This is a genomic window from Rhodococcus sp. DMU1, assembly GCF_012272955.1.
In the GTDB taxonomy this organism is placed as follows: Bacteria; Actinomycetota; Actinomycetes; order Mycobacteriales; family Mycobacteriaceae; genus Rhodococcus; species Rhodococcus aetherivorans.
Genome location: NZ_CP050952.1, coordinates 4,908,368 through 4,930,907 on the forward strand (window position 1 = coordinate 4,908,368; position 22,540 = coordinate 4,930,907).

The 22,540-nt window shown below is 68.0% G+C and carries 20 protein-coding genes; 10 read left to right on the forward strand and 10 right to left on the reverse strand.

Features of this window, described 5'->3' with window-relative positions; translation table 11 throughout:
* The first annotated feature begins 129 nt into the window (after positions 1–129).
* On the forward strand, positions 130–930 hold the full coding sequence (locus HFP48_RS22315) for a GntR family transcriptional regulator (protein ID WP_231385949.1): 801 nt from the start codon (positions 130–132) through the stop codon (positions 928–930).
* A 334-nt stretch (positions 931–1,264) separates the two neighbouring features.
* Positions 1,265–2,542: an MFS transporter gene (locus tag HFP48_RS22320; RefSeq protein ID WP_238406164.1), complete on the forward strand. Its 1,278-nt coding sequence runs from the start codon at positions 1,265–1,267 to the stop codon at positions 2,540–2,542.
* A 222-nt stretch (positions 2,543–2,764) separates the two neighbouring features.
* Here HFP48_RS22320 and HFP48_RS22325 read toward each other — a convergent pair whose 3' ends face one another.
* Entirely contained in the window at positions 2,765–2,962 is a 198-nt protein-coding gene (locus tag HFP48_RS22325) for a DUF4177 domain-containing protein (protein WP_006935226.1), read from the reverse strand.
* Between the two features lie 210 nt (positions 2,963–3,172).
* Here HFP48_RS22325 and HFP48_RS22330 point away from each other — a divergent pair, with 210 nt between their 5' ends.
* The gene (locus tag HFP48_RS22330; RefSeq protein ID WP_168580069.1) at positions 3,173–4,138 is read left to right on the forward strand and encodes an intradiol ring-cleavage dioxygenase; all 966 of its coding nucleotides are present in this window, start codon (positions 3,173–3,175) and stop codon (positions 4,136–4,138) included.
* A 148-nt stretch (positions 4,139–4,286) separates the two neighbouring features.
* Complete coding sequence (locus tag HFP48_RS22335) at positions 4,287–4,703, forward strand: LysR family substrate-binding domain-containing protein (RefSeq protein WP_006935224.1); 417 nt, start codon at positions 4,287–4,289, stop codon at positions 4,701–4,703.
* A gap of 347 nt (positions 4,704–5,050) precedes the next feature.
* On the opposite strand, the gene HFP48_RS22345 is transcribed toward HFP48_RS22335, so the two are convergent.
* Both HFP48_RS22345 and HFP48_RS22350 read right to left on the reverse strand, forming a co-directional pair.
* Positions 5,051–5,689: a carboxymuconolactone decarboxylase family protein gene (locus HFP48_RS22345; protein ID WP_006935223.1), complete on the reverse strand. Its 639-nt coding sequence runs from the start codon at positions 5,687–5,689 to the stop codon at positions 5,051–5,053.
* Positions 5,690–5,713: 24 nt separating this feature from the next.
* Complete coding sequence (locus tag HFP48_RS22350) at positions 5,714–6,280, reverse strand: VOC family protein (RefSeq protein ID WP_006935222.1); 567 nt, start codon at positions 6,278–6,280, stop codon at positions 5,714–5,716.
* Between the two features lie 114 nt (positions 6,281–6,394).
* Here HFP48_RS22350 and HFP48_RS22355 point away from each other — a divergent pair, with 114 nt between their 5' ends.
* The 5 genes from HFP48_RS22355 to HFP48_RS22375 are packed head-to-tail and all read left to right on the forward strand — an operon-like array spanning position 6,395 to position 10,912.
* Positions 6,395–7,036: a TetR/AcrR family transcriptional regulator gene (locus tag HFP48_RS22355; RefSeq protein ID WP_006935221.1), complete on the forward strand. Its 642-nt coding sequence runs from the start codon at positions 6,395–6,397 to the stop codon at positions 7,034–7,036.
* Positions 7,037–7,072: 36 nt separating this feature from the next.
* Positions 7,073–7,468 (forward strand): nuclear transport factor 2 family protein, encoded by a 396-nt coding sequence (locus HFP48_RS22360; RefSeq protein WP_006935219.1) that lies wholly within the window; start codon positions 7,073–7,075, stop codon positions 7,466–7,468.
* Positions 7,465–8,649 (forward strand): acyl-CoA dehydrogenase family protein, encoded by a 1,185-nt coding sequence (locus HFP48_RS22365; RefSeq protein WP_006935218.1) that lies wholly within the window; start codon positions 7,465–7,467, stop codon positions 8,647–8,649. The genes HFP48_RS22360 and HFP48_RS22365 overlap by 4 nt, the downstream gene beginning before the upstream one ends.
* Positions 8,646–10,004, forward strand: a complete 1,359-nt coding sequence (locus HFP48_RS22370; RefSeq protein WP_168580070.1) for a phosphotransferase family protein — start codon at positions 8,646–8,648, stop codon at positions 10,002–10,004. The genes HFP48_RS22365 and HFP48_RS22370 overlap by 4 nt, the downstream gene beginning before the upstream one ends.
* A 14-nt stretch (positions 10,005–10,018) precedes the next feature.
* On the forward strand, positions 10,019–10,912 hold the full coding sequence (locus HFP48_RS22375) for an isocitrate lyase/PEP mutase family protein (RefSeq protein WP_051446022.1): 894 nt from the start codon (positions 10,019–10,021) through the stop codon (positions 10,910–10,912).
* A 155-nt stretch (positions 10,913–11,067) separates the two neighbouring features.
* Here HFP48_RS22375 and HFP48_RS22380 read toward each other — a convergent pair whose 3' ends face one another.
* The 7 genes from HFP48_RS22380 to HFP48_RS22410 form a co-directional block, all read right to left on the reverse strand.
* Complete coding sequence (locus tag HFP48_RS22380) at positions 11,068–12,138, reverse strand: branched-chain amino acid ABC transporter permease (RefSeq protein WP_168580071.1); 1,071 nt, start codon at positions 12,136–12,138, stop codon at positions 11,068–11,070.
* Positions 12,135–13,019: a branched-chain amino acid ABC transporter permease gene (locus tag HFP48_RS22385; RefSeq protein WP_006935206.1), complete on the reverse strand. Its 885-nt coding sequence runs from the start codon at positions 13,017–13,019 to the stop codon at positions 12,135–12,137. Before HFP48_RS22385 ends, HFP48_RS22380 begins: the two co-directional genes overlap by 4 nt.
* 15 nt (positions 13,020–13,034) lie before the next feature.
* Positions 13,035–13,742 carry an ABC transporter ATP-binding protein gene (locus HFP48_RS22390; protein WP_102800478.1) on the reverse strand — a complete coding sequence of 236 codons (708 nt, stop codon included), beginning with the start codon at positions 13,740–13,742 and terminating at the stop codon, positions 13,035–13,037.
* Entirely contained in the window at positions 13,739–14,539 is an 801-nt protein-coding gene (locus HFP48_RS22395; RefSeq protein ID WP_006935204.1) for an ABC transporter ATP-binding protein, read from the reverse strand. The genes HFP48_RS22390 and HFP48_RS22395 overlap by 4 nt, the downstream gene beginning before the upstream one ends.
* Entirely contained in the window at positions 14,536–15,771 is a 1,236-nt protein-coding gene (locus HFP48_RS22400; protein ID WP_043798515.1) for an ABC transporter substrate-binding protein, read from the reverse strand. The genes HFP48_RS22395 and HFP48_RS22400 overlap by 4 nt, the downstream gene beginning before the upstream one ends.
* Positions 15,772–15,851: 80 nt before the next feature.
* Positions 15,852–17,396: a long-chain-fatty-acid--CoA ligase gene (locus tag HFP48_RS22405; protein WP_168580072.1), complete on the reverse strand. Its 1,545-nt coding sequence runs from the start codon at positions 17,394–17,396 to the stop codon at positions 15,852–15,854.
* A 78-nt stretch (positions 17,397–17,474) separates the two neighbouring features.
* Complete coding sequence (locus tag HFP48_RS22410) at positions 17,475–18,401, reverse strand: cyclase family protein (RefSeq protein WP_006935201.1); 927 nt, start codon at positions 18,399–18,401, stop codon at positions 17,475–17,477.
* A gap of 1,094 nt (positions 18,402–19,495) precedes the next feature.
* Here HFP48_RS22410 and HFP48_RS22415 point away from each other — a divergent pair.
* Positions 19,496–22,531 carry an NAD-glutamate dehydrogenase domain-containing protein gene (locus HFP48_RS22415; protein WP_168580073.1) on the forward strand — a complete coding sequence of 1,012 codons (3,036 nt, stop codon included), beginning with the start codon at positions 19,496–19,498 and terminating at the stop codon, positions 22,529–22,531.
* Positions 22,532–22,540 lie beyond the last annotated feature (9 nt).

The window sequence follows — 22,540 nt, forward strand, 5'->3', positions numbered from 1 at the left end:
ATCGCCGCAATCATATAGGCAGTGTGGTCCGCGTCAAGCCGCCGGAGATGGATCGGTCACCCCGCCGGGGCCCGAGAGGGGCCCCGAGGCTGGTCGACGGCGAAGAGGACCGGGGCGTATACAGTCGGCATGTCCGAGCGCCCGCCACCTGCCGCACCGCCACAGCGGGCCGAGAAGTGGAGAGAGATGGTCATGGCCCGGCGCGATACGTCCGACGCCCCGAGAGTTCAGCCGAAAGTAGCTGCCGGCGAGGTCTATTCGAAGCTGCGGGACTCCATCGTGGCCAGCGAGATTCCGCCGGGCACCCGAATGAACATCGATGCCATCGCGCGCGACCTGGGCGTCTCACAGACGCCGGTCCGAGAAGCGTTGCAGCGGCTCGAGGGGGACAACCTGGTCGTCTACAGCCCCGGCCGCGGGTACAGCACCACCCCCCTGCTCGACCTTCCCGAACTCCGATCCCTCTTCGAGTTCCGACTGCTCGTCGAGCCCTGGGCAGCACGATCCGCGGCGGTGGATCGGCTCACGAACCCGAGCAGGGCCCTGGACCGGGAGCTCGAATCCTTCGAGCGCCGCGTCGAAGAGGGCGGCGACCTGCGTCAGGACCTCGTCGCCCACGACACCCGCTTCCACGACACCATCCTCGGTGCGGCCGGCAACCCAGTGGTCCAGCACGCATTCGTCCAGACCCACTGCCACCTGCACATCTTCCGGCTCTATCCCGCGGACGTCGACGGGTCGGTCACCGTCGCCGAACACCGGCAGATCTGGGATGCCATCCGTGCCTGCGAGCCGCAGACCGCCGAGCAGGCCATGGCCGACCACATTCGCAACTCCTTCACGCGATTCGCGCAGGCCTTCGACGGCAACATGCCACCCCTGGATGCCTCCGAGACCGCACGGACGCAGAAGGCGCACATCGTCGGTTAGCGCGACGTCCCAGGGGAGACGAGGTCGGACGCCGACGATCCAGGCGTTTCCTCGACGCGTCGATTCCGCCGGCGCCCTTTCGCGACCGGAACGGGAAGCTCCGAGGTGCCGGGTTGCCCCTCCCCGGCCCGCTTGACAGTGACGGCAGTCACCTGATTCCATGTGGCCTATACGATCGCCGGTGTTCCTATACGATCCCGTGCCGCGATCGACCTCACCCCACCTGCCTCATGTTCGAGGATTCGAGGAAACAATGGTCATGTCAGGGAGAACCCCCATGAGTACTGCAGTAGGAAGTGACTCCGAAGTGAAAGCACCTCGGACCATGACTCGAATGCGATGGGCCATCATCTGGCTCGCATTCGTCGGCCTCAGTATCAACTACCTCGACCGGTCGAGCCTGAGCGTCGCGCTGCCGTTCATGGGCGAGGATTTCCATCTCACCGCCACCCAGCAGGGCATGATCTTCGCGGCTTTCTTCTGGGCCTACGACGTGTGCCAGCTCGCCGCCGGCTGGTATGTCGACAAGGTCGGCCCCCGGCGATCGTTCACCATCGCCGCCCTCTGGTGGTCGGTCTGCACCATGGCCACGTCCTTCGCGCGGGGATTCGGTTCGCTCTTCGCGGTCCGTTTCCTGCTCGGAGTGGGTGAGAGCCCGGCACCGAGTACGTCCGCCAAGGTGGTCGCCACCTGGTTCCCGAAGAGCGAGCGCGCCTTCGCTACGAGCATCTGGGACTCCGGCTCGCGCGTCGGCGCGGTGATCGCCCTTCCGATCGTCACGCTCATCATCTCCTTCACCACCTGGCACGGCGTCTTCATCATCATCGGCGCTCTGGGTGTCGTATGGGCCTTCGCCTGGTGGAAGATCTATCGGGCCCCTCAGGATCACCCGCGGGTCGGTACCGCCGAACTCGCGCATATCGAGAGCGGCGGCGCACGCGGTGCCGGCAGTGACGACGCGGACGCCGCGAAGCTACCCTGGCGGTCGCTGTTCCGGTACCGCACCATCCTGAGCATGATGTTCGGCTTCTTCTGCCTGAACAGCGCGATCTACTTCTTCATCACCTTCTTCCCCAGCTACCTCGTCAGCGAGAGGGGATTCGATCTCCTGAAGCTCGGAATGTTCGGCGCGCTGCCGGGTGTGTGCGCGGTGGCGTGCGGATGGCTCGGTGGATTCGCCGCCGACCGCGCGGTACGTCGGGGACACTCGGTCACCCGGGTTCGCAAGACCCAGATCGCCGGAGGCCTGGTCGGCGGATCGGTCATCATGTTCGCCGCAGTCGTCCCCGAGGCGTGGATGGCGTTGGCGCTCTTGTCTCTTGCGTACTCCAGCCTGACCGTCGCCGCTACCGGAATCTGGTCGCTTCCGGCGGACGTCGCACCCAGTTCGAAGCATGTCGGGTCGATCGGCGGAATCCAGAACTTCGCGTCGAATCTCGCGGGTATCTTCACGCCGCTCGTCATCGGCGTCCTCGTCGACAGCACCGGGTCCTACGTCGCCCCGCTCGCGGTGATCGGCGCAGTGGCACTGCTGGGGGCAGCAAACTACTTGTTCGTCATGGGGAGGGTGGAACCACTGAAGGTCAAGGAGCCCCTGGCGCTTCAGCACTGATCGGAGATCTGCACCGGGCAGCTCTCACACGTCGGCTCCGATGAAAGCGAGATCCCACGACCGTCGGTCGTGGGGTCTCGCTTTCGCGTGGCGAAACCTGCAGGAAGCCGAGAGCCGGGACGTCGTCGGCACAGGGGACGCGGGGAGGCGCGGCCACGACAGTGTCCCCGATGCCGCGTTGTTCGAGTCGCGGCGACGGACGAGTCGGGCCAACCGCGCCCGTCAGCCCTCGCGTTCGAAGGTGACGAGCAGCCCCTCGACCCCGCCCGGGCCGACGCGGCCCTTGATCTCGGCGGAGGTGATGGCCTTCAGGCGCCACCCCTGCCGGGCGTGCTCGTTGAGCAGATCCTCGAGCTTGTCACCGGACATCTTCCCGCCGAGCATCTTCTCGCGGACCTCGACAACCTTGTACGAGTACATCGCATTCCTCATGTCGTGGCGATCGGGAATCAGCGGGAGCGCCGACATTTCGCATCCTACCCGCGCCCGCGCGGCGCGAGCCGGGCTCGACGACCGAAGGACGGATCCACCCGAGGCCGGCTGCCAGCAAGTTCCCAGCATCCGTCCGGTGTTTCCCGAGCTTCCCTTCGTAGCGTGAACCCCACCGAACCGAGCCGAGAGGACACCGCAATGAGTTCACGCCGGGCGCGTCGCGTTCCCACCGACCCCGAACTCCACGAACACGACCTGGGCCTGGCCCACGACATGAGGACGATGCTGTCGCGCCGGCGGATGCTGGCCGTCTTCGGCGCGGCCGGCACCGCGGCCCTCGCTGCGTGCTCGACGGGCGGGTCGACGTCCACCTCGGCATCCGCGTCGGCCACCACCACCGCCGCTTCGACGACCTCCGCGACCGCCGCGGGCGAGTGCGTCGCCGCCGCACCACAGGAGACGGCCGGCCCGTACCCCGGCGACGGATCGAACGGGCCCAACATCCTGATCGAGTCGGGAATCGTCCGCAAGGACATCACCACCAGCTTCGGTGACTACACCGGCACCGCCGCGGGCGTGCCGACCATTATCACCCTGCACCTGCAGGATCTCGCCGCCGGCTGCGGCCCCGGCCAGGGCATGGCCGTCTACCTGTGGCACTGCGACCGCGACGGGCAGTACTCCCTCTACAGCGACGGTCTGACGGACCAGAACTATCTGCGCGGCGTGCAGGTCGCCGACGCCGACGGCACCGTCTCGTTCACCTCGATCTTCCCGGCCTGCTACTCGGGGCGCTGGCCGCACATCCACTTCGAGGTGTACGACTCCGTCGAGGTCGCCGTCGCCGGCGACAACGCGCGGCTGACCTCGCAGATCGCCCTCCCCCAGGACGTGTGCGAGACGGTGTACGCCGGCGCCGACGGATACGCGCAGAGCACCCGCAACCTGGCGCAGATCAGCCTCGACTCCGACAACGTCTTCGGCGACGGCTGGGACGCCGAACTCGCGACCGTCACCGGCAGCATCGACACCGGCTACGCCGTCGACATCACGGTCGGTGTCGCCGAGAAGTCGGCGAACGTCCAGTCCGATGCGCCGCCGCAGGGCGGGATGGGAGGCGGCCCCGCCGGTGGCCGCCCGGCAGGTCCGCCGCCCGGGCAGTGACGGTCGCTCACTCCACCTTCGTCAGCGACCGCACTGCACCCTCGGACGCACGGCAGTCTTGCCGTCGACGCGCCCGGTTACTTCTTTCCCCCGGGGTTTCTCACGAGCTTCTTGTTGGCAAACTCGTTGAAGCCGAACCGGGCCAGCGATGCCGGACTCCCTCGTCGTCGCGCTGCCCGACACCCACCCGCTGGCCGGCGCGCGCCGGTTGTCGATTGCCCAGCTTGCCGCGGAAAGCTTCGTCTCCCTCCCGCCGCACGAGGGTGCGGTGCTTCCCGACCGGTTGCGGCGGCTCGCGCACGCGGGCGGGTTCGTCGCCGACGTCGTCCAGGTCGCCCCCGATACGCAGACCGCCCTGGCGCTGGTCAGCGCCGAGGTCGGGTGCCACCTGACGTTGGCGTCCGTGGCGAGCAACGTCACCGATCCCCATGTCGTCTTCGTTCCGCTCGACGAGTCGACCCCCGACGTCGACCTACGCGTGGCGTGGCGGCGTGACGACACCAATCCCGCGCTGCACGTGGTGCTGAAGGTGGTGCTCGGGTTCGCCGATGCGGCGAACGGCTGAGGACCGGAAGACCCCGAGCGGCCGCACCGGGCTCGGCGCGATCAACGATGTCGGTGAGGGTGAGTCGATGAAGGCCATGGCCGAGGGCATCACCCTCGGTCGTCGCGTCTCCACCGGTGAGGACGTGGCAGCCTTCGTCTTCTACCCGGCCGGCCCCCGACTCGAACTACATGACGGGCCAATCCGTGCTCATCGACGGCGGCATGCTGTTCGTCCGAGATCCCGACGACGACCCGCTCACCGCCTCGCGGTGCGCGGCGCCGCCGGACCGGTTGCGCCGTCGAACAACCCACAACCGGTCCGACGAAGGGCGCGAGAGAACCGCAGCGCGCATGATGCAACGGCCGCTACTCGCCGGCCAGATCGGCGGAGAGGTCGGAGACATGGACGCCGTCCGGGATCCGGACCTCCTCGACCGGTTCGGGTCTGTCGTCGAACTCGAGCTTCAGCGCGCGGCAGATCGTAGCGTGCATGTCGTACATGCACGTGATGTAGGTGAGTTCCATGATCTCCTGGTCGGACAGGTGAGCCCGGAGCAGGGCGAACACCTCGTCGGGCACCCGGCCGCCACCGAGGACGAGCCCGTCTGTGTAGGCGAGCACGGCGCGCTCGAGCTCCGAGAACCGGTCGCTGATCTGCCAGTGCGGGAGGGCAGCGATCTTCTCTTCGGACATCCCGAGAGAACGCATCTGCTTGCAGTGCTGGGAGAACACGAACTGGCTCCCGCGCGCGTACCCGGCCCTGCCCTGACCGAGCTCGCGCAGCAGCGGGTCGAGACCTGCGTTGCGGTACAACGCGAAGCCCCGTACGGCATGCCGGAACACGGCCGGAGACTGTGCGAACACCGTCCACCAGTCGCCCGGCGTGGCATGAATGGTGCCGTGGTCGACGGCGGGGTCCTTGTCGGCGCCGAACAGCCGGTCGTAGAAGAAGAGGATCTTTTCGTCGGTCACCTCGGCACGAGGGACTTCACGGAGGCGGGGCATGTCGATTGTCCTTTCGGCCGTCGGTCAGGAGGCGCCGGTCGTGCGGCGGTCGGCCGCGGTCTTCGGCTCGTGCACGACGTCTTCCGGAGTGAACTCGCGCGTCCAGCAGGCAAATTCGAGGAGGACGCCGTCCGGATCCTGGAAGTAGAACGATCGGACGAAGGTGCCGTCGTGCACCTCCTTGGCTACGCCGGACGGGCTGTCGTCGTGGTTGAGGACGCGGCTGACCTCGACACCGTCCGCTTGCAGCCGGGCGCGGTACTCGCCGAACAGTTCCGGTGGGACAGCGAAGGCCACGTGGTTCATCGATCCGACCGCACTGGCGAGTTCCCCCTCGTCGGGGCGGCCCTTCGGCGCCGCAACGCCGGGGGCGGCATCGGGTGCGTCCTCGAGCCAGAAGAACGCGAGGGTGTTGCCTCCCCCGCAGTCGAAGAAGAAGTGCTGGCCGAGTCCCCCGGGCAGCTCGACCGTCTTCACCAGGGGCATGCCGAGGGTTCCCGAGTAGAAGTCGATCGTCCGCTTCATGTCGGAGCAGACGAGGGCGAGGTGATTGATCCCGCGGAGTTCGAACTTCGAATTCGATGTGGTCACTGCAATCCTTTCGGGCACTGATTCGGAGAAATCCGGGCAGGAAACGGAGAGAATCAGAGAACAAGGGGTACGAGATGACTTGACAGTCATGTCACCTTCGGGGATAGTCTGACCGTGGCCAAGTCATCTGTCAACACCCCGTCCGTACCCGCGCCGGTCGAGACCCTCACGGCGCGGGGGCGGAAGACTCGTGACGCCCTGCTCGACGCGGCGCGCACCGTATTCGAGACCGTCGGATTCCCCGACACCCGGGTCGAGCAGATCACCCAGGAGGCCAACGTCGCTTATGGCACCTTCTATCGGTATTTCGAGTCGAAGGAACACATCTTCCGCGAACTGAGCACCCGCCTGTTCGAGGATGTACACCGCCGCGAACCGACCGATCCCGACCTGTCCCCCGCGGCACGGCTCGTCGCGGCGAATCGCTCGTACTACAAGGCCTATCGGCGCAATGCACGGCTGATGGCGATCGTCGAGCAGGTCGCGACCATCAACGACGAGTTCCGGGAATTGCGCCACGAGCACCGCTCCCAGCTCATCGAACGGACTTCCCGGGCGATCGCCCGCTGGCAACAGGAGGGACTCGTCCGGCAGTCGCTCGACCCGGTACTCGCCGCCCGCGCGATGTCCGCGATGGTCGATCACACCCTCTACCTCTGGCTGATCCAGGGGGAGGCGGCGGACGAAGAGGCACTGCTGAGCACCCTCGACCAGATGTGCCTGGGCGCCCTGGGACTGGAATCCGATTCCCCCTGACATCCCATCCGCAGCACCGAGGAGAACCACCTTCGCATGTTGGATCTCGCAGACCGATTCTTCGCCGCCGTCCGAGCCGGTGACGTGGACACACTGACAAACCTGTATGCGCCGGACGCGCGCATCTGGCACAACGACGACGGCCGCGAGCAGACCGTCGAGGAGAACCTGCGCGTGTTGCGCTGGCTCACCCGCACGCTCGAGGACTTCCGTTACGAGGACGTCCGCCGCGACGCGGTTCCGGACGGCTTCGTACAGCAGCACGTGGTGCGCGGGGCCCTGCCGGGACACGGTCCGCTCGAAGTGCCTGCCGCACTGTTCGTCCGGGTCGTGGACGGACGGATCACCCGCATCGACGAGTACGTCGACTCCGCCGCCATCCGACCGCTGCACGAGACGACCGACACGACAACGAAGGGAAACGGGGCATGACCACCAATCATCCCGAGGGCCACATCGCAGACCTGTGCGCCCGCATGCGCTCGTTCATCGACAACCAGGTGATTCCTGCCGAGCCGGTCCTCGCGCGCGAGGACGACGACGCCCGCAAGGCACTCGATCAGCTGCGCACGCAGGCAAAAGAGCTCGGTCTGTGGGCCTTGGGTCACCCGGCGGACGTCGGGGGTGGTGGTGTGCGGTTCCTCGATTTCGTATACCTCAACGAAATCATCGGCCGGTCCGAGTTCGGGCAGCTCGCCGTCGGGTCCGTGTCCATGCAGGACACCTTGATGCTGCGCAAGCACGGCACCGAGGAACAGCGGGAACGATGGATCCCGCCGCTCGTCGCCGGCGAGTTCCTGCCCTCGGTGGGACTCACGGAGCCGGAGGTCGCCGGCTCCGATCCGACCCTGATCACCACCCGCGCGGAGCTCGACGGGGACACCTGGGTCATCAACGGGCACAAGTGGTTCACGACGGGAGTCAAAGACGCGGGCTACTGCACCGTCTTCGCGCGCACCGAGCCCGAGGACGTGCCCCGCCACTCCCGGATCAGCGCGATCATCGTTCCGACCGACACCCCCGGTTTCGAGATCCTCCGCTCGATCCCGACGATGGGCCACGATCCCAGCGACCACTACGAGGTCCGGCTCTCCGACGTGCGGGTGCCTGCCGACAACCTGCTCGGCGAGCGCGGCAAGGGGTTCGCCGTCGCACAGGACCGCCTCGGACCCGGGCGCATCTTCCACGGCATGCGCTGGCTCGGTCAGGCGCAGCGGGCCTACGAGCTCATGTGCGAGCGGGCCAACACCCGCTACGTGCACGGTTCTCTCCTTGCGGAGAAGGGCGAGGTCCACCGGTACATAGCGGAATCCGCCGCGCAGATCCACGCTGCCCGGCTGATGACACTCGATGCCGCCCGCGCGATGGACTCCGGCGACGATGCACGCATCCGGATCGGGCTCGTCAAGTTCTGGTGTGCACGGATGCTGCACGACGTCGTCGACCGCGCCATCCAGGTGCACGGAGCGCTCGGGCTGACCGCCGACACGCCGTTGGAGCGGATGTATCGGCAGGCCCGGTACGCCCGCATCTACGACGGCCCCGACGAGGTCCACCGCATGTCCACAGCCCGCAAACTGTTGCGCGACCCGGGCGCGGCGCCGTGGCTGTGACCGAGGCTTCCTCGTCACTGGGTGACGGGATCCGAGCGATCCTCATCGAGGCGCGCGGCGAGAACGTCTCGGTCGGCGAACCCCGACAGCTGACCGGCGGCGCGAGCCGCGAGGTGTGGTCGGCGCAGGCAACCGATGCCGCGGGCAACCCCCTGCCCGTAGTCCTCAGGCGTGATCCCCCCGGGCACGGCGACGCACAGCGGATGCGCGCGGAGACGGCATGCCTGCGCGCCGCCGCCGCCGCCGGTGTGCCGGTACCCGCTGTCCTTGCCAGCGGTGACACCGCCCCCGGCATCGATGCCCCCTTCCTGCTGATGGAAAGAGTGGCCGGCGAGTCGATTCCCCGGAAGATCCAACGGGATCCGGCGCTCGCCGAAATGCGGGAGCGGCTGGCCGAGAAGATGGGATTCGTGCTGGGACAGATTCACAGCAGCGCTGTCGGAGCCCTCACGATGCTCGACACCAGAGACCCGATCGACGTGCTCGAGTCCGTCTATCGGGCTCTCGACGACCCGCGCCCGGCGGTCGAAATCGGGCTGCGGTGGCTTCGGGACCATCGGCCTTCGCGCCGACCGGCCACTCTCGTGCACGGCGACTTCCGCCTCGGCAACCTTCTGGTCGACGACACCGGAATCCGGGGCGTCCTCGACTGGGAGCTCGCCCATCTGGGCGATCCGATCGAGGACCTCGGATGGCTTTGCGTCCGGGCATGGCGGTTCGGTGCCGAACTCCCGGTCGCCGGTGTGGGGACCCGCGAGCAGTTGCTCGACGGCTACGAGAAGGCGACGGGTGAGCGGCCTTCGACGGCAGAGCTGCACTGGTGGGAGACCTACGGCACCCTGCGGTGGCTGGTGCTCAGCCGGTTCCAGGCGCAGCGACATTTCGGCGGCGCCGAGCGCTCGCTCGAACTCGCCGCGATCGGCCGCCGGGTCTGCGAATCCGAATACGACCTGCTCCTGATCCTCGATCTGCTCGACGACGAGCCACCGGCGGCACCTGCTCCGCCGGCCGAGTCGCTGCACGACCGCCCGAGCCTGGCCGAGATTCTCGAGCTCGTCTCCTGGACGCTCACCGACGAAATCGGTCCGGCACTCGACCGGACGCAGGACCGGGAGCGCTACCTGCTGCGGATCTGCGTCAACCTCCTGGGCACGGCGCGTCGGGAACTCGACTCCGGCGACAGCACCGTGCTCGGGGACCTGTTGACCGAAGTCGGCTGCGCCACCGAGGCCGAGCTCGCAACCGCGCTTCACCGGGGAACGCTCTCGTACACCCACCCCCTTGTGCGTCGAGCCGTCTCGACAGCGGTCCTGGCCCGTCTGCGCGTCGCCAATCCACGCCACCTCACCACGTGATCGAAAGCGATTCCATGTCAGATTTTCTCGGATCACCGACCCCTACCAGACCACGGCTGCGCCAACTGCTGGACAGCGCGGCACCGGTCCTGGCGCCGGGGGCCTACGACAGCCTGTCCGCGCGCCTGGTCGAGGCCGCCGGGTTCGATGCGGCGTACATGACCGGCTTCGGCACCTCTGCGAGTCTGCTCGGTCGCCCCGACGTCGGATTGCTCACCGCTACGGAGATGACCGACAACGCCCGCCGCATGGCTGCTGCCGTCGACGTCCCGTTGATCGCCGATGCCGATACCGGGTACGGCAACCCTCTCAACGTCATTCGCACCGTCCGCGACTACGAGAGGGCCGGTGTCGCGGCCATCCAGCTCGAGGATCAGGTCGCTCCCAAGCGATGCGGCCACATGGAGGGCAAGGCGGTCGTCCCGGTCACCGACATGGTGGCCAAGCTGGAGGCGGCCGTCGCGGCCCGCACCGATCCGGACCTCCTGATCATCGCTCGGACCGACGCCGCGGCCGTCGACGGGCTGGACGCGGCAATCGATCGCGCCCTGCGCTACGCGGACGCCGGCGCCGACCTGTTGTTCGTGGAGGCTCCGGCCAGCATCGACGAGGTGCGTGCGGTGGCGACCCGGTTGAAGGGACATCGCCTGGTGTTCAACTGGGTAGAAGGCGGGCGCACTCCGCCGGTGCCGCTGGATGTGCTGGGCGAGCTGGGATTCGCTCTTGTGCTGTTCCCGATCGGCGCGCTGCTGGCCGCTACGAGGTCGATCCAGGACTTCCTGGCCACGATCGTGCGCGACGGGACCCCGGCGGCGGCGTTGTCGCGCCTGCCCTCCTTCGACGAGTTCACCGGGTTCATCGGACTGTCCGAGGTGAACGAACTCGGTTCCCGTTTCGCCGATCGCTGAGCCGGAAGGGTCCGCCTGGCCACATGGCCAGGCGGGCTTTTTCGGTACCGATCGCACCGGGCGACAGCCGGAGACCACTAACACCGCAGCGACGGACGGGCACCCTAGATCCTGATCGAGGGTGCCCGTCCGTCGCCGGTCGTGGTCCGGGCAGTTCAGCCGGTGGCCACCGGTTCCAATTCCAGTCCCGGGTCCTTTGTGCCCTCGGACCGTCCCCCGTCGCTGCGACGACCCGGGATGCATGCCACGAGCGGCGCGAGCCCCCACCGCACCAGACTGATCAAGCCGTAGGGCAGTACGAAGATGAACAGGATCAACGCAGCGCCGTAGGTGATGCCGGCCGCCGACTGGTTGAGTTCAGCAGTCCACTGCGGGACGTAGACGACGAAGAAGGCGCCGAACACGACACCGGGCACGGTACCGAGACCTCCGACCACGATCATGGTGATGAACGCGATCGCCAGCGGCAGCCCGAAGGCCTCCGGGCCGACGTACTGGACGACGAAGCTGTAGAGCACCCCGCCGACGCCGGCGAGTGCAGCACTGAGGGCGAACACGGTGGTCTTCGTCCGGGCGGCCGGCATACCGAGGGTCGTCGCCACGGCCTCGTAGTCACGGATCGCGATCAGCGATCGCCCGATGCGGCCGGTGGAGAGCCGGCGCACCACGAGATAGGTCAGCGCGGCGACGAGCAGGCACAGGTAGTACACCCACTGGTCGCGATCGAGACCGGAGGATACGGGTGCCTCGGCCGCGGTGACGTTGATGCCCGCCTGACCGTCGGTCACGTGCTCGAAGCGTTTGATCACGGCGGGGGTCACCAGTGCGAGACCCAGTGTGGCGAGCGCCAACTGGAGGCCGTGGAGCCGCAGCGCCGGCAGCCCGAACAGGTACCCGCCCACATAGCAGACCGCGAAGGCGAGCGGGAGCACCACCGGATAGGCGACACCATGGTTCTCGATCAGCACCGCACTGAGATACGCGCCCACGGCGAAGAAGAAGCCATGGCCCAGGGAGATCTGACCGGTGTTGCCTGTCAGCAGATTCAGGCCGAGTCCGACCACGACGTACAGGAGAACCATGGAACGGTCGAAGTTGACGTACGGCGCCGAGACGAGCGGTGCGACCGCGGCGAGGACGAGCACCACCGCAACGGTGGTACGGCGGAGCCACACCGGTGCGTCGAGTTCGGCGCGGGGGCGGCGGAGCATATCGAGGACTTTCATACCCGCGCCACCTTCCGCGCACCGAAGAGACCTTCCGGCCTGAAGAGCAACACCCCCAGGATGAGGACCAGTGCCACGGCTTGCTTGAAGTCGTGGCCGATCCACTCGATGTACGTACCGGCGAGGTTCTCCGCGACACCGACGCACAATCCGCCGACGAGGGCGCCGACCGGACTGTCCAATCCGCCGAGAACGGCGGCAGCGAATGCGTAGATCAGCGACGCGACGAGCATGTTCGGCTGGAGGAACAATTGCGGGGCCGCGAGCGACGCCGCGAGCGCGCCGATCGCCGCCGCCAATCCCCAGCCGATCATCAGCATGCGACCTACCGGAATACCCACCAGCTCAGCGGAATCCGGATTTCCGGCGGCCGCCCGCATCGCGAGGCCGACACGGGTACGCTGGAACAGGAGGAACAGCAGCGCCGCGACAACCACGACCGCGCCGACGATCACGAGGGACTGCCGCGAGACTGCCACCGTCCCCAGCGTCACCACCGGTCCGGACACCGTCGACGGAAATTCCCTGCTCTGCACACCCCAGATCCAGCCGGCCGCGCTGTTGAGGACCAGCATCAGTCCGAGAGTGATGATGACGAGCGGCATGTGGTTCGGCGAGCCCGCCAGCGGCCGGATCAGCACCCGCTCGGTGACGGCGCCCATGAGGAACGCTACCGCCATCGCCCCGAGGATCGCGACATACAGCGGCGCACCCCACTGGTGGAACTGCCACGCGAAGAACGCCGCGAACATCGCCATCTCCCCCTGCGCGAAGTTCACGATCCCGGAGGCCCGGTAGACGAGGACGATGCTCAATGCGAACGCACCGTACAGTGCGCCCCACGTGAGCCCGTCCACCAATTGTTGAAGAAAGACGTGCATGACTCACTCCTGTGCTCAGTAGCCGAGGTAGGCGCGTCGCACCGACTCGTCGTGTGCGAGACCGGCGGCGGGACGCTGGGCGACGACGCGACCGGCGTCGACGAGCACCGCGGACGACCCGATGTCGAGGGCCAGGTGCGCGTTCTGCTCGACGACGAGAACTGTCGTCCCCATCTCCGCATTGATGCGGCTCAGCGCACGGAACACCTCCTGGGTGATGCGGGGGGCCAGGCCGAGGGACGGCTCGTCGAGCAGCAGCAGCCGTGGTGCGGCGACGAGGGCCCGGGCGATGGCGAGCATCTGCTGCTCGCCGCCACTGAGTCCGCCGGCCTGCTGCCGACGCCGCTCCCGCAGCCGGGGGAAGAAGTCGTACCACTGCTCGATCGCCCGGTCGGTGTCGGCGACGGCGGCCGCGTACCCTCCGATGCGGAGGTTCTCCTCGACCGTCAGGTCGCCGAAGGTGCCGCGGCCCTGCGGAACGTGCGCGATCCCGAGACGCGCGATCCTGTCGGTGCGCATGCCTGCGATGTCCCGGCCGTCGAATTCGATCCGGCCACGAGTGCGGACCATGCCGCACAGCGCCCGCAAGATGGTGGTCTTGCCGGCACCGTTCGCGCCGAGCACCACCGTCACCGCGCCCTTCTCGGCTTGAAATTCGATGCCGTGCAGAACTTCTGCACTTCCGTACCAGGCGAAAAGCCCCTCGACGCTCAGCAGGCTCACGCCGCACCCCCCAGGTACGCCTCGACGACCTCGGGGTGCGCGGCCACGTCGGCCGGAAGCCCCTCCGTGATCTTCTGCCCGAAGTTCAGCACGACGACGCGGTCCGAGATCGACATCACCATCGCCATGTGGTGCTCGACCAGCAGCACCGAGAATCCTCGTTCGTCACGCAGTTGCCGGACGGTCTCGGCGAGTTCGAGCACCTCCTCGTGGATGAGGCCGTTCGCGGGTTCGTCCAGCATCAGCAACTTCGGACGCTGCATCAGCGCCCGCGCGAGTTCGATCCGTTTCAGCGTCCCGTACGGAAGGGTGCCCGCCGGTTCGCGACCGACCCGGGCGAGGTTCATCGACTCGAGCAGTGCCCATGCCTCGTCGCGCTCGCGTCGCTCCTCACGTCCGGTCATCGGCAGACCCAGCGCGGCCCCGAGAAACCCGGTCCGGGTACGCGAGTACGCACCGGTCAGCACGTTGTCCACAACCGACATCGTGGGGAACAACCCGATGTTCTGGAACGTTCGGGCGATACCGACATCCGCGACCCCGTCCGCCGACAGCGACAGCAGATCCTTGTCCCCGAAGGCGATTCGTCCCGATTCCGGCTGGTACAGCCTGCTGATGCAGTTGAACAGTGTCGTCTTTCCCGCCCCGTTCGGACCGATCAACCCGACGATGTGGCCGGGCTCGATCGTGAACGAGGGACCGTCGAGCGCGACGACGCCGCCGAACCGGAGCCGGACCTCCTCCACGACCAGGGCGGGAACCGCGCCGTCGTCGCCGGCGTCCGGTACGGACGTCATCGCTCGGTGCTGCGGGTGACCGCAGCGTCGTAGTGCCACCTGCCGTCGCGGAATGTCATCGGCGCCATCGAGGTGATCGCGTAGGGATAGTCCGGCGTGGTGTCGAAGGTGATTCCCTCGATCGCGAGGTCGGTGGTCACACCCCGCATGTTCTGCACCGCGTCGAGCAGGTCGGCCCGCGTGCAGCCGTCCATCTGCTTCAGGGCGGTCACCAGCAGCTGGGCGGAGTTGTAGCCGGTCGCCGCGATGGTGTCGGTGGTCTTGATCTTCCCGGAGTTGCGTTCGGCGAATTCCCGCCATTTCTGCACACCGGGCTTGGCGTCGTGATCGGTGCTGCTGACGTCGTAGATCCAGTAGAAGGAGTGGACGCCCTCGGCGGCGTCCGGACCGGCGGGGGCGAGGACGAAGTTGGTGTCGGTGGCGCCCGAGTAGATGTAGGTGTCGGGTTTCCATCCGAGTTCGTGCGCCTTCTTCAGCGACTGGGTCACGAAGCTCGCCGTCGCAAAGTTGACGAAGACGTCGGCGCCGGAGTTCGCGAGGTTGACCACCTGCGAGTCGACGGACGGCGTCGTCTGCTCGTAGGCCTGCTGTGCGACGACCGCGGTACCGCTGCCGTCGAGTGCGGACTTCAGGGCGTCGAGGCTTCCGTTGCCGAGGCTGTCGTTCGGGTACAGCACCGCGATCTTCGCCTGTGGATGGTCGCGCAGGATGATCTCGGCACGCTCCGAGACCTCCCATCGTGTCTGCGGGTTCACCGCTCCGGCCACGACAGGGCGCTGCTCGTGCGTGGCCAGCAGTTCGTCGGTGCCGGTCATCGGGAACACGAGCGGCACGTTCTTCTGCGTCAGGTAGTCCACGACGGCGAGCGTCGAGGCGGTGCCGATCAGATTCTGGATCGCGAAGACCTGTTCCTGTTCGACCAGTGAGCGGACGTTGCCGACGGTGCGTGCAGGGTCGTATCCGTCGTCCATCGCGATGTACTCGATCTTGCGGGTCTTCCCGTCACCCATGGTGACCCCGCCCGCGGCGTTGATCTCGTCGAACAGCGCGGTTGCGGCGACCGCTTGAGGTCCCGCGACGGACTGCATGAGGCTTGTTCCGAAGCGGATCTCGGTGTCGGTGATTCCGGGATCGCAGTCACCCGCCGAAGTGGCGGTGTCCCGGCCGGAACAGGCTGCCAGGGCGGCGGTGGTGCACAGGGCAGTAAGGCCCACGGCAAGAGTACGTTTCATGGTCGCTCCGTGTGTCGAGAGGTGGGCAGGGCAGGACAGAAGTGTGGCTCGGGGCGGCGGGCCGGACTGGGAGGCTTGTGCTAGGCGAGTGTTCGGGTGGCGAAGCGCTCGCGAAGATCGCGCTTGAGGATCTTGCCGCTGACGTTCTTCGGGAGGGCGTCGACGAATTCGACGCGCCTCGGCACCTGGAATCCGCCGAGGTGCTCTCGGCACGTCGCGATGATCTCGTCCGCGGTAGCGGTGGAGCCGGAGCGCAGAGCAACAATGGCGCAGACGATTTCGCCCCACGTCTCGTCCTTGACGCCGATCGCGGCCGCCTCGGCCACCGCCGGATGACTGTACAGGGCCTGTTCCACCGTGAGAGAAGCGATGTTCTCGCCACCACTGATGATCAGGTCCTTCTTGCGGTCCACGATGTAGACGAATCCTTCGGCGTCCCGTCGCACCAGATCACCGGTGTGGAACCAGCCGTCGGTGAACGCGGCGTCCGTCGTGTCGGTGTCGTTCCAGTAGCCGGCCATCACCTGGTCGCCACGGACGACCATTTCGCCGATCTCTCCGACCGGAACGTCCCGAAGCTCGTCGTCCACGATTCGAATATCCGCCAAACGCATCGGCTTTCCGGCTGCCGCAAGGAGGTTGGACTCCCCGTTCGCGGCGCGCCGATGCGCCTGCTGGTCGAGGTGCAGCACATTTCCGGCCAGCTCGGTCATGCCCATACCCTGATAGAAGTCACAACCGAGGCGGTCGAGTCCCTCCCGCAGTACGGGAGCGGGAATCGCCGACGAACCGTACCCGATCGCCTCCAGCGTGCCGAGGTCGTGCGCGTCGAGCGCCGGATCCTGCAGCAGGAAGTTGATCATCGTGGGCGCCAGGCCGGTCTGGGTGACCTTCCACTGCTGGACCAGCCGGAGGAAGGTGGCATTGTCGTAGGCGCGGATGATCCCGACCGTGGCACCCATCAGGTGGTTCAGGAGCGTCACGTAACCGCCGACGTGGCAGAGCGGGAAGCAGAACAGGAAGACGGTGTCCTCCGGCAGCGCCCACTGGAGGGCCGAGGAGGTTATGCCGGTGAGGAGGTTGCGGTGGCTGAGCATCACACCCTTCGGCACCCCGGTCGTGCCGCTGGTGTAGACGATCCATGCGATGTCGTCAGGACGCGGACGTACCTTCGGTTCCGTCGCGGGCGCGCCGGCGACGAACGCGTCCCATGACAAGAACGCCGCATCGGCGTCGGCGTCGCCGATCACGACGACGGTATGCACCGACGTGATCCGGTCGCGGATACTCGCGACCATCTCGGCGAAGTCCTCGGAGACTACGAGGACCGCGGCGCCCGAGTGCTCGACGAGCGCCGCGATCTGCTCGGGATGCAGCCGGAAGTTCAGGATCGTCAACGCCATGCCCGCCATGGGCACGCCGTAGTAGCAGTCGAAGTACTCGGTGCGGTTCGTGGAGAGGATCGCGACGCGGTCGCCGGGGTCCGCGACGCCGAGGAGTGCGTTCGCGAGGCGGCGGCTGCGGTCACGCAGCTGGCCGTAGCCGACCGTCTCGTCTTCGAAGCGCAGGGCGATTCGATCGGGATGCTTGCGTGCGCTGTACTCGACGATGTCGCTGAGCAGCATTCGGTTCTCCTTGGCGTGATGAAATGGGCGGTATCGGGTCGGTTCGGCCGAGCGGGAGGATTCCGGCTGCCGGTCGTGTCAACGGATGGCGAGAGGGTTGATCGGGGAACCGACTGCCCGGGTGAACTGCAACGGCGGCCCCGTGTAGAAGAAGTCGTAGATGCCGTCGGCGGCGCATGCCTTCGAGAGTTCTTCGAAGTCGAGCATCTCGGCGAGCGTCATGCCCATGTCTCGGATCAGCACCATGTGCAGTTCGAAGAGGGCGCCCGGGTTCTCCCCGGGTATCACCTCGACGGCCCAGTTGTCGGCACCTACGACCGCCACGTCCCGGTCGCGCAGCCACTGTGCGCACGACAGGCTCAGCCCCGGCTCTCCCGCCATGTACGCGGCCGAATCGGACTCCGCGAGAAACTTGGCGTGCCAACCGGTTCGGATCAGGAGGATGTCGCCCGGCCCGACCTCGACGCCCTGCGCTTCCACGACGGCATCGAGTTCCTCGGGTGTGATCGCGGTTCCCGACTCGAGCCATGGGAGACCCCGATGCCGGGCGACGTCGAGGAGCACGCCGCGGCCCGCGATGCCCTTGGCCTGGGTGTGGATGCCGCACTTGTCGGCGCCCTTGACGGTGACGCCGTCGCCGGGATGCCCGTTGTACAGCTGCTCGTCGTAGTGGACGTGCGCGAGGGAGTCGTACTGCGACCCGGCTTGCAGCGGCATGAAGACGTAGTCGTCGGCCCACTTGAAACCGCCCGGCAACACCTGCTCCTGCCCGTTTTCGGACATCAGACGGATCGGGTTGATCCGGCTTCCGCCCGGCTGCGGACCGTTGCCGTCGAGCGGGATGCCCAGTTCGAAGATCTGTCCGGTTCGGATCAGCCGTGCCGCGTCCCTGACCCGCTCGGGGGTGATGAGGTTGGTCGTGCCGCGCTCGTCGTCGGCGCCCCACCGCCCCCAATTCCGTACCTTTCGTCCGAGTTCACGCATGTCAGGAACGGCGGCGGTCATCGATATCTCCTCTGGACAGTGAAACGCGTCGGACATGCAGTATGACGTGACAGTCATGTCAACTGCGCTCAGATTGTGTTCCACAACACTCGGAGTGTCAACACCCGGCCGGACATCATCGGACGATGGCGACCACTGGTGGTCGGATGCAGCGTCGGCTCGATGAGCGGATACCGACGCGCCGCCGAACTTCGTCGCACCCCAGGTGAGTACGTCGCGGTCCTCATCGTCCGCCCTGGAACGGAGGTCCTGGAACAGTGCAGTCGGGGCGCCGAAAACGCTTCCGGCACCGCTGCCCTGTGGGACGGCGTAGGCCCCGCCGAGTGCCTCAGTGCCGGGACCTGGATCAAGAACACTCCTCTCCGTTCCACGCCACCTGTTGACCGACGCAGTGCCCGACCTCGACTCGGCTCTCATGCGGACACTTCCGGACTCTCCGAATCCGAAACTGTTGACCGCATGGCCGGACGTGTCGATGCGGCACCTCGACGCCGACGGAGCGCACACCGCCGGCGCATGGCGCTCGATCTCCTCCGCTCGGCGATTGCACGAACCCGCGGCGACGCCGGCGACTCCCGCCAAGTAATCCTGAAGGAGGTCAGCTGATGAGCCCGCCGACAGAGCTGCCCGGCGGCGACGCGGGACGGGGAAACCATTATCTGTACGCCCGAACGCCCTGGGGTAGCACCATCGAACTCGTCACCTGTCCCACGTCACAGGCCTACGAGTCCGGCACCGGGCTACGCCGATGGCGTCCGTCGGCCACGAAGCCGAACGACTCGCGTCACCAGGAGCCCTGACCCTCGTGAAGCCGCGTACGACGGCAAACCGGTCCAATCCATGAACCGGTGAGAAAGGCCCCGGGCCGAGAAGCTCCCCGCAGAGATCTTCTCGGCCCGGCCCTCGCCCACCGGCGCGGCGTACAGTTCACCGACGCCGACGGATATACACAGGTCACCCGCAGCCTCGAGCGGATCAGCCTCCACTCCGAATCGGCGATTCGCGGCGCTCCGACCGCTCCACTTCGGCCCTGCCTTACCGGAGGCAGAGGCGGCAGACTCGCCCCATCGCCGCAGCCCCGGAAAGGACCCCACGTGAGCGCCCCCTCCCTGTCCCAGCACACGACGACGCTACGTTTCCTCGACTCCGCCGACGGCAGTCCGCTCGGCTGCCTCGCCTCGTGGCCGAACCACCGGTTCACCCTCACCGACGTCGTCGACGTCCTGCGGCGCTTCGGTCTTCACGTGAGCGACCACCGGCCGCTGGACGAGCCGGGGGCGCACCACTTCACGATCGCGCCGTCCGGAACCGCCGCTCCGGATGCCGGGGTGCTCGACCTGATCGCGGACGCGTTCGTCGCGGGCGCCGAGGGTCGCACCGACATCGACGACTTCTCGATACTCGTTCTGCAGGAGGGTATCTCGTGGCGATGGGTCGACCTGATCCGGGCAGCCGTCCGGTTCCTGGCGCAGGCCGGCATCGGCCTGTCGCCGACGTACATGCTCGGCTGCCTGACGGCCACCCCCGGCTATGCCGCGGCCCTCGCCGCACTGTTCGACGCCCGGTTCCGCCCCGGGCTGCCCGACCGGGAAGCCGCCGTCGCCGCCGCGGCCTCGGCGGTGGCCGGCCACATCGATCGCGCCGCGACCTTCGACCTCGACCGGACCCTGCGAGGGCTGCGCTCGTTCGTCGACGCGACCCTGCGTACCAACTGGTTCCAGAGCGGGGGCACCAAACCGTACGCGTCGTTCAAGCTCGATCCGTCCGCGCTGACCGTCGGCGGGGCGATCGTGCCGCTGCGGGAGATCTACGTCCACTCCCGCGACGTCGAGGGCGTGCACGTGCGGGCCGAGCTCGTCGCGCGGGGCGGGCTGCGGTTCTCCGAACGCCCGGAGGACTACCGCACCGAGGTCCTCGGACTGATGGCGACCCAGGCCGTCAAGAACGCGCCCATCGTCCCGGGCGGCGCCAAGGGCGCCTTCGTGATCCGCCCCGGATCCACCGCGGACCTCACCACCGCATACACCACCTTCATCCGCGGCCTGCTCGACGTCGTCGACAACGTCGTCGACGGAGCGCCGACCACCCCGGCCGACACCGTCGCCTACGACGGCGCGGACGCCTACCTGGTGGTCGCCGCCGACAAGGGCACCGCCCGCATGTCCGACACGGCGAACGCCGTTGCCGCCGAATACGGTTACTGGCTCGGCGACGCCTTCGCCTCGGGCGGCTCGGCCGGCTACGACCACAAGGCGATGGGCATCACCGCCCGCGGCGCGTGGGTGGCCGTGCGGCACCGCTTCGCCGAACTCGGTCACGACGTCGACACGCAGACCTTCACCGTCGCGGGCATCGGCGACATGTCGGGTGACGTCTTCGGCAACGGCATGCTGCTCAGCGACCGCATCCGCCTCGTCGCGGCCTTCGACCACCGGCACATCTTCCTCGACCCCGACCCGGATCCCGACGCCTCCCACCGCGAGCGCGCGCGTCTGTTCGCGCTGCCGCGCTCGTCCTGGGCCGACTACGACCCCGCGGCGATCTCCGCGGGTGGCGGCGTGTGGCCGCGCACCGCCAAGGCCGTGCCGCTGTCCGCGGCCGCCCGCGCGGCCCTCGGGATCGACGCCGAGACCCTGACGCCCGACGAACTGATCAAGGCCGTGCTCCGCGCGCCCGTGGACCTGCTGTGGAACGGCGGTGTCGGCACGTACGTGAAGGCCTCCGACGAGACGCACGGCGACGCCGCCGATCCCGCCAACGACCGGGTCCGGGTCGACGCCTGCGAGGTGCGTGCGCGCATCGTCGGCGAAGGCGGCAATCTCGGCTTCACCCGCGCCGCACGTGTCGAGTACGCGCGCCACGGCGGCCGCTGCGACGGCGACTTCATCGACAACGCCGCCGGCGTCGCCACCTCCGACCGGGAGGTCAACATCAAGATCGCAGTCGATCGCGCGGTCGCGGCCGGAACGCTGGCGCCCGGACAGCGGGAGACGCTGCTCGCCGCGGTGACCGACGACGTGGCCGAGGCCGTGCTCACGGCGTCCCGGGATCAGGTGCTCGCCCTGGGTTGCAGCGAGCACGACGCCCCGGCGCTGCTCACCCAGCACGAGCGGCTGATCGAGGATCTGGCGCGGGCCGGCCGGATCGCCCGCGACGGCGACGGCCTGCCCCCGACGGCGGAGATCCGGGAGCGGAGCCGGGCGGGAACGGGCCTGCTGCGACCGGAACTCGCTGTGCTGCTGGCGCAGTCGAAGAACGTCGTCGCGAGCGAGCTGGCCGCGTCGTCGCTGCCGGACTCCCCGGCCTGCACCCCGTGGGCCGAGAACTACTTCCCAGCCGAGATCCTGGCCCGCGCCGGAAGCGGCGTGGCCGAGCATCCGCTGCGCCGGGAGATCGTCGTCGCGTCGCTCGCGGACGAGCTCGTCAACCGTCTCGGCCCGGGAGCCCTGTACCGGTTCGAGGAACGGTTCGGCGCCGCCACCGCGGACTCGGCGCGCGCTTACGTGGTGGTCAGCCGCGTGCTGCACACCGAGGACATCCGAACCCGGATCCTCGCGGCGGGCTCCGATGCCCGCAGCACGCTGGCGGAGCTGAGCGCGCTCGCGCGCGTCGTCGAGGCCGAGATGGCGTGGTTGCTGCGCCACACCGCCCGCCGGACGCTCCGCGACGTGCTCGCGGGTGCGTGCGACGACGCGGACACACCGGAGGCTCTCGTGGCGCTCTTCGCCGCGCCCGTCGCCGCCGCACTGGGCGACCGGCCGTCGGCCGAGGACTGCCGTGGCGCGTTCGCGAACGCCGCGGTGGCGCTGCGCCTGGGCACCGACCCCGCCCGTGTCGCCGCGGCCCGGGACGCACTGATCGACAGCCTTCACATCCGTTGGCTGCTCGAAGGTTTCGCCACCCGCGTCCGCGGCTCCTACTGGGAGGCCATGGGTGCGGCGGCCCTGCGCGACGAGATCTCCGACCGCCTCGACACGCTCGTCGTCACCGCACTCGACGGGAGTGCCGCGGACCCGACCGGTCGCACGCACCGTCTCGTGCGACTCCTCGACCGGCTCCGCGGCGAGGACGCGGTGGACACCGCACGGCTGGCCGTGATCGCCGGGGAACTGCGCCTGCTCGACCGTTGAGCGCGTGCC

Bases quoted from the DNA above. Each gene is read 5' to 3' on its own strand.
- HFP48_RS22345 (WP_006935223.1), bottom strand. From the start codon at position 5,689: ATGCCCCGCCTCCGTGAAGTCCCTCGTGCCGAGGTGACCGACGAAAAG.
- HFP48_RS22385 (WP_006935206.1), bottom strand. From the start codon at position 13,019: ATGCACGTCTTTCTTCAACAATTGGTGGACGGGCTCACGTGGGGCGCA.
- HFP48_RS22360 (WP_006935219.1), top strand. From the start codon at position 7,073: ATGTTGGATCTCGCAGACCGATTCTTCGCCGCCGTCCGAGCCGGTGAC.
- HFP48_RS22320 (WP_238406164.1), top strand. From the start codon at position 1,265: ATGCGATGGGCCATCATCTGGCTCGCATTCGTCGGCCTCAGTATCAAC.
- HFP48_RS22400 (WP_043798515.1), bottom strand. From the start codon at position 15,771: ATGAAACGTACTCTTGCCGTGGGCCTTACTGCCCTGTGCACCACCGCC.
- HFP48_RS22335 (WP_006935224.1), top strand. From the start codon at position 4,287: ATGCCGGACTCCCTCGTCGTCGCGCTGCCCGACACCCACCCGCTGGCC.
- HFP48_RS22395 (WP_006935204.1), bottom strand. From the start codon at position 14,539: ATGACGTCCGTACCGGACGCCGGCGACGACGGCGCGGTTCCCGCCCTG.
- HFP48_RS22315 (WP_231385949.1), top strand. From the start codon at position 130: ATGTCCGAGCGCCCGCCACCTGCCGCACCGCCACAGCGGGCCGAGAAG.
- HFP48_RS22410 (WP_006935201.1), bottom strand. From the start codon at position 18,401: ATGACCGCCGCCGTTCCTGACATGCGTGAACTCGGACGAAAGGTACGG.
- HFP48_RS22375 (WP_051446022.1), top strand. From the start codon at position 10,019: ATGTCAGATTTTCTCGGATCACCGACCCCTACCAGACCACGGCTGCGC.
- HFP48_RS22405 (WP_168580072.1), bottom strand. From the start codon at position 17,396: ATGCTGCTCAGCGACATCGTCGAGTACAGCGCACGCAAGCATCCCGAT.
- HFP48_RS22380 (WP_168580071.1), bottom strand. From the start codon at position 12,138: ATGAAAGTCCTCGATATGCTCCGCCGCCCCCGCGCCGAACTCGACGCA.
- HFP48_RS22330 (WP_168580069.1), top strand. From the start codon at position 3,173: ATGAGTTCACGCCGGGCGCGTCGCGTTCCCACCGACCCCGAACTCCAC.
- HFP48_RS22325 (WP_006935226.1), bottom strand. From the start codon at position 2,962: ATGTACTCGTACAAGGTTGTCGAGGTCCGCGAGAAGATGCTCGGCGGG.
- HFP48_RS22365 (WP_006935218.1), top strand. From the start codon at position 7,465: ATGACCACCAATCATCCCGAGGGCCACATCGCAGACCTGTGCGCCCGC.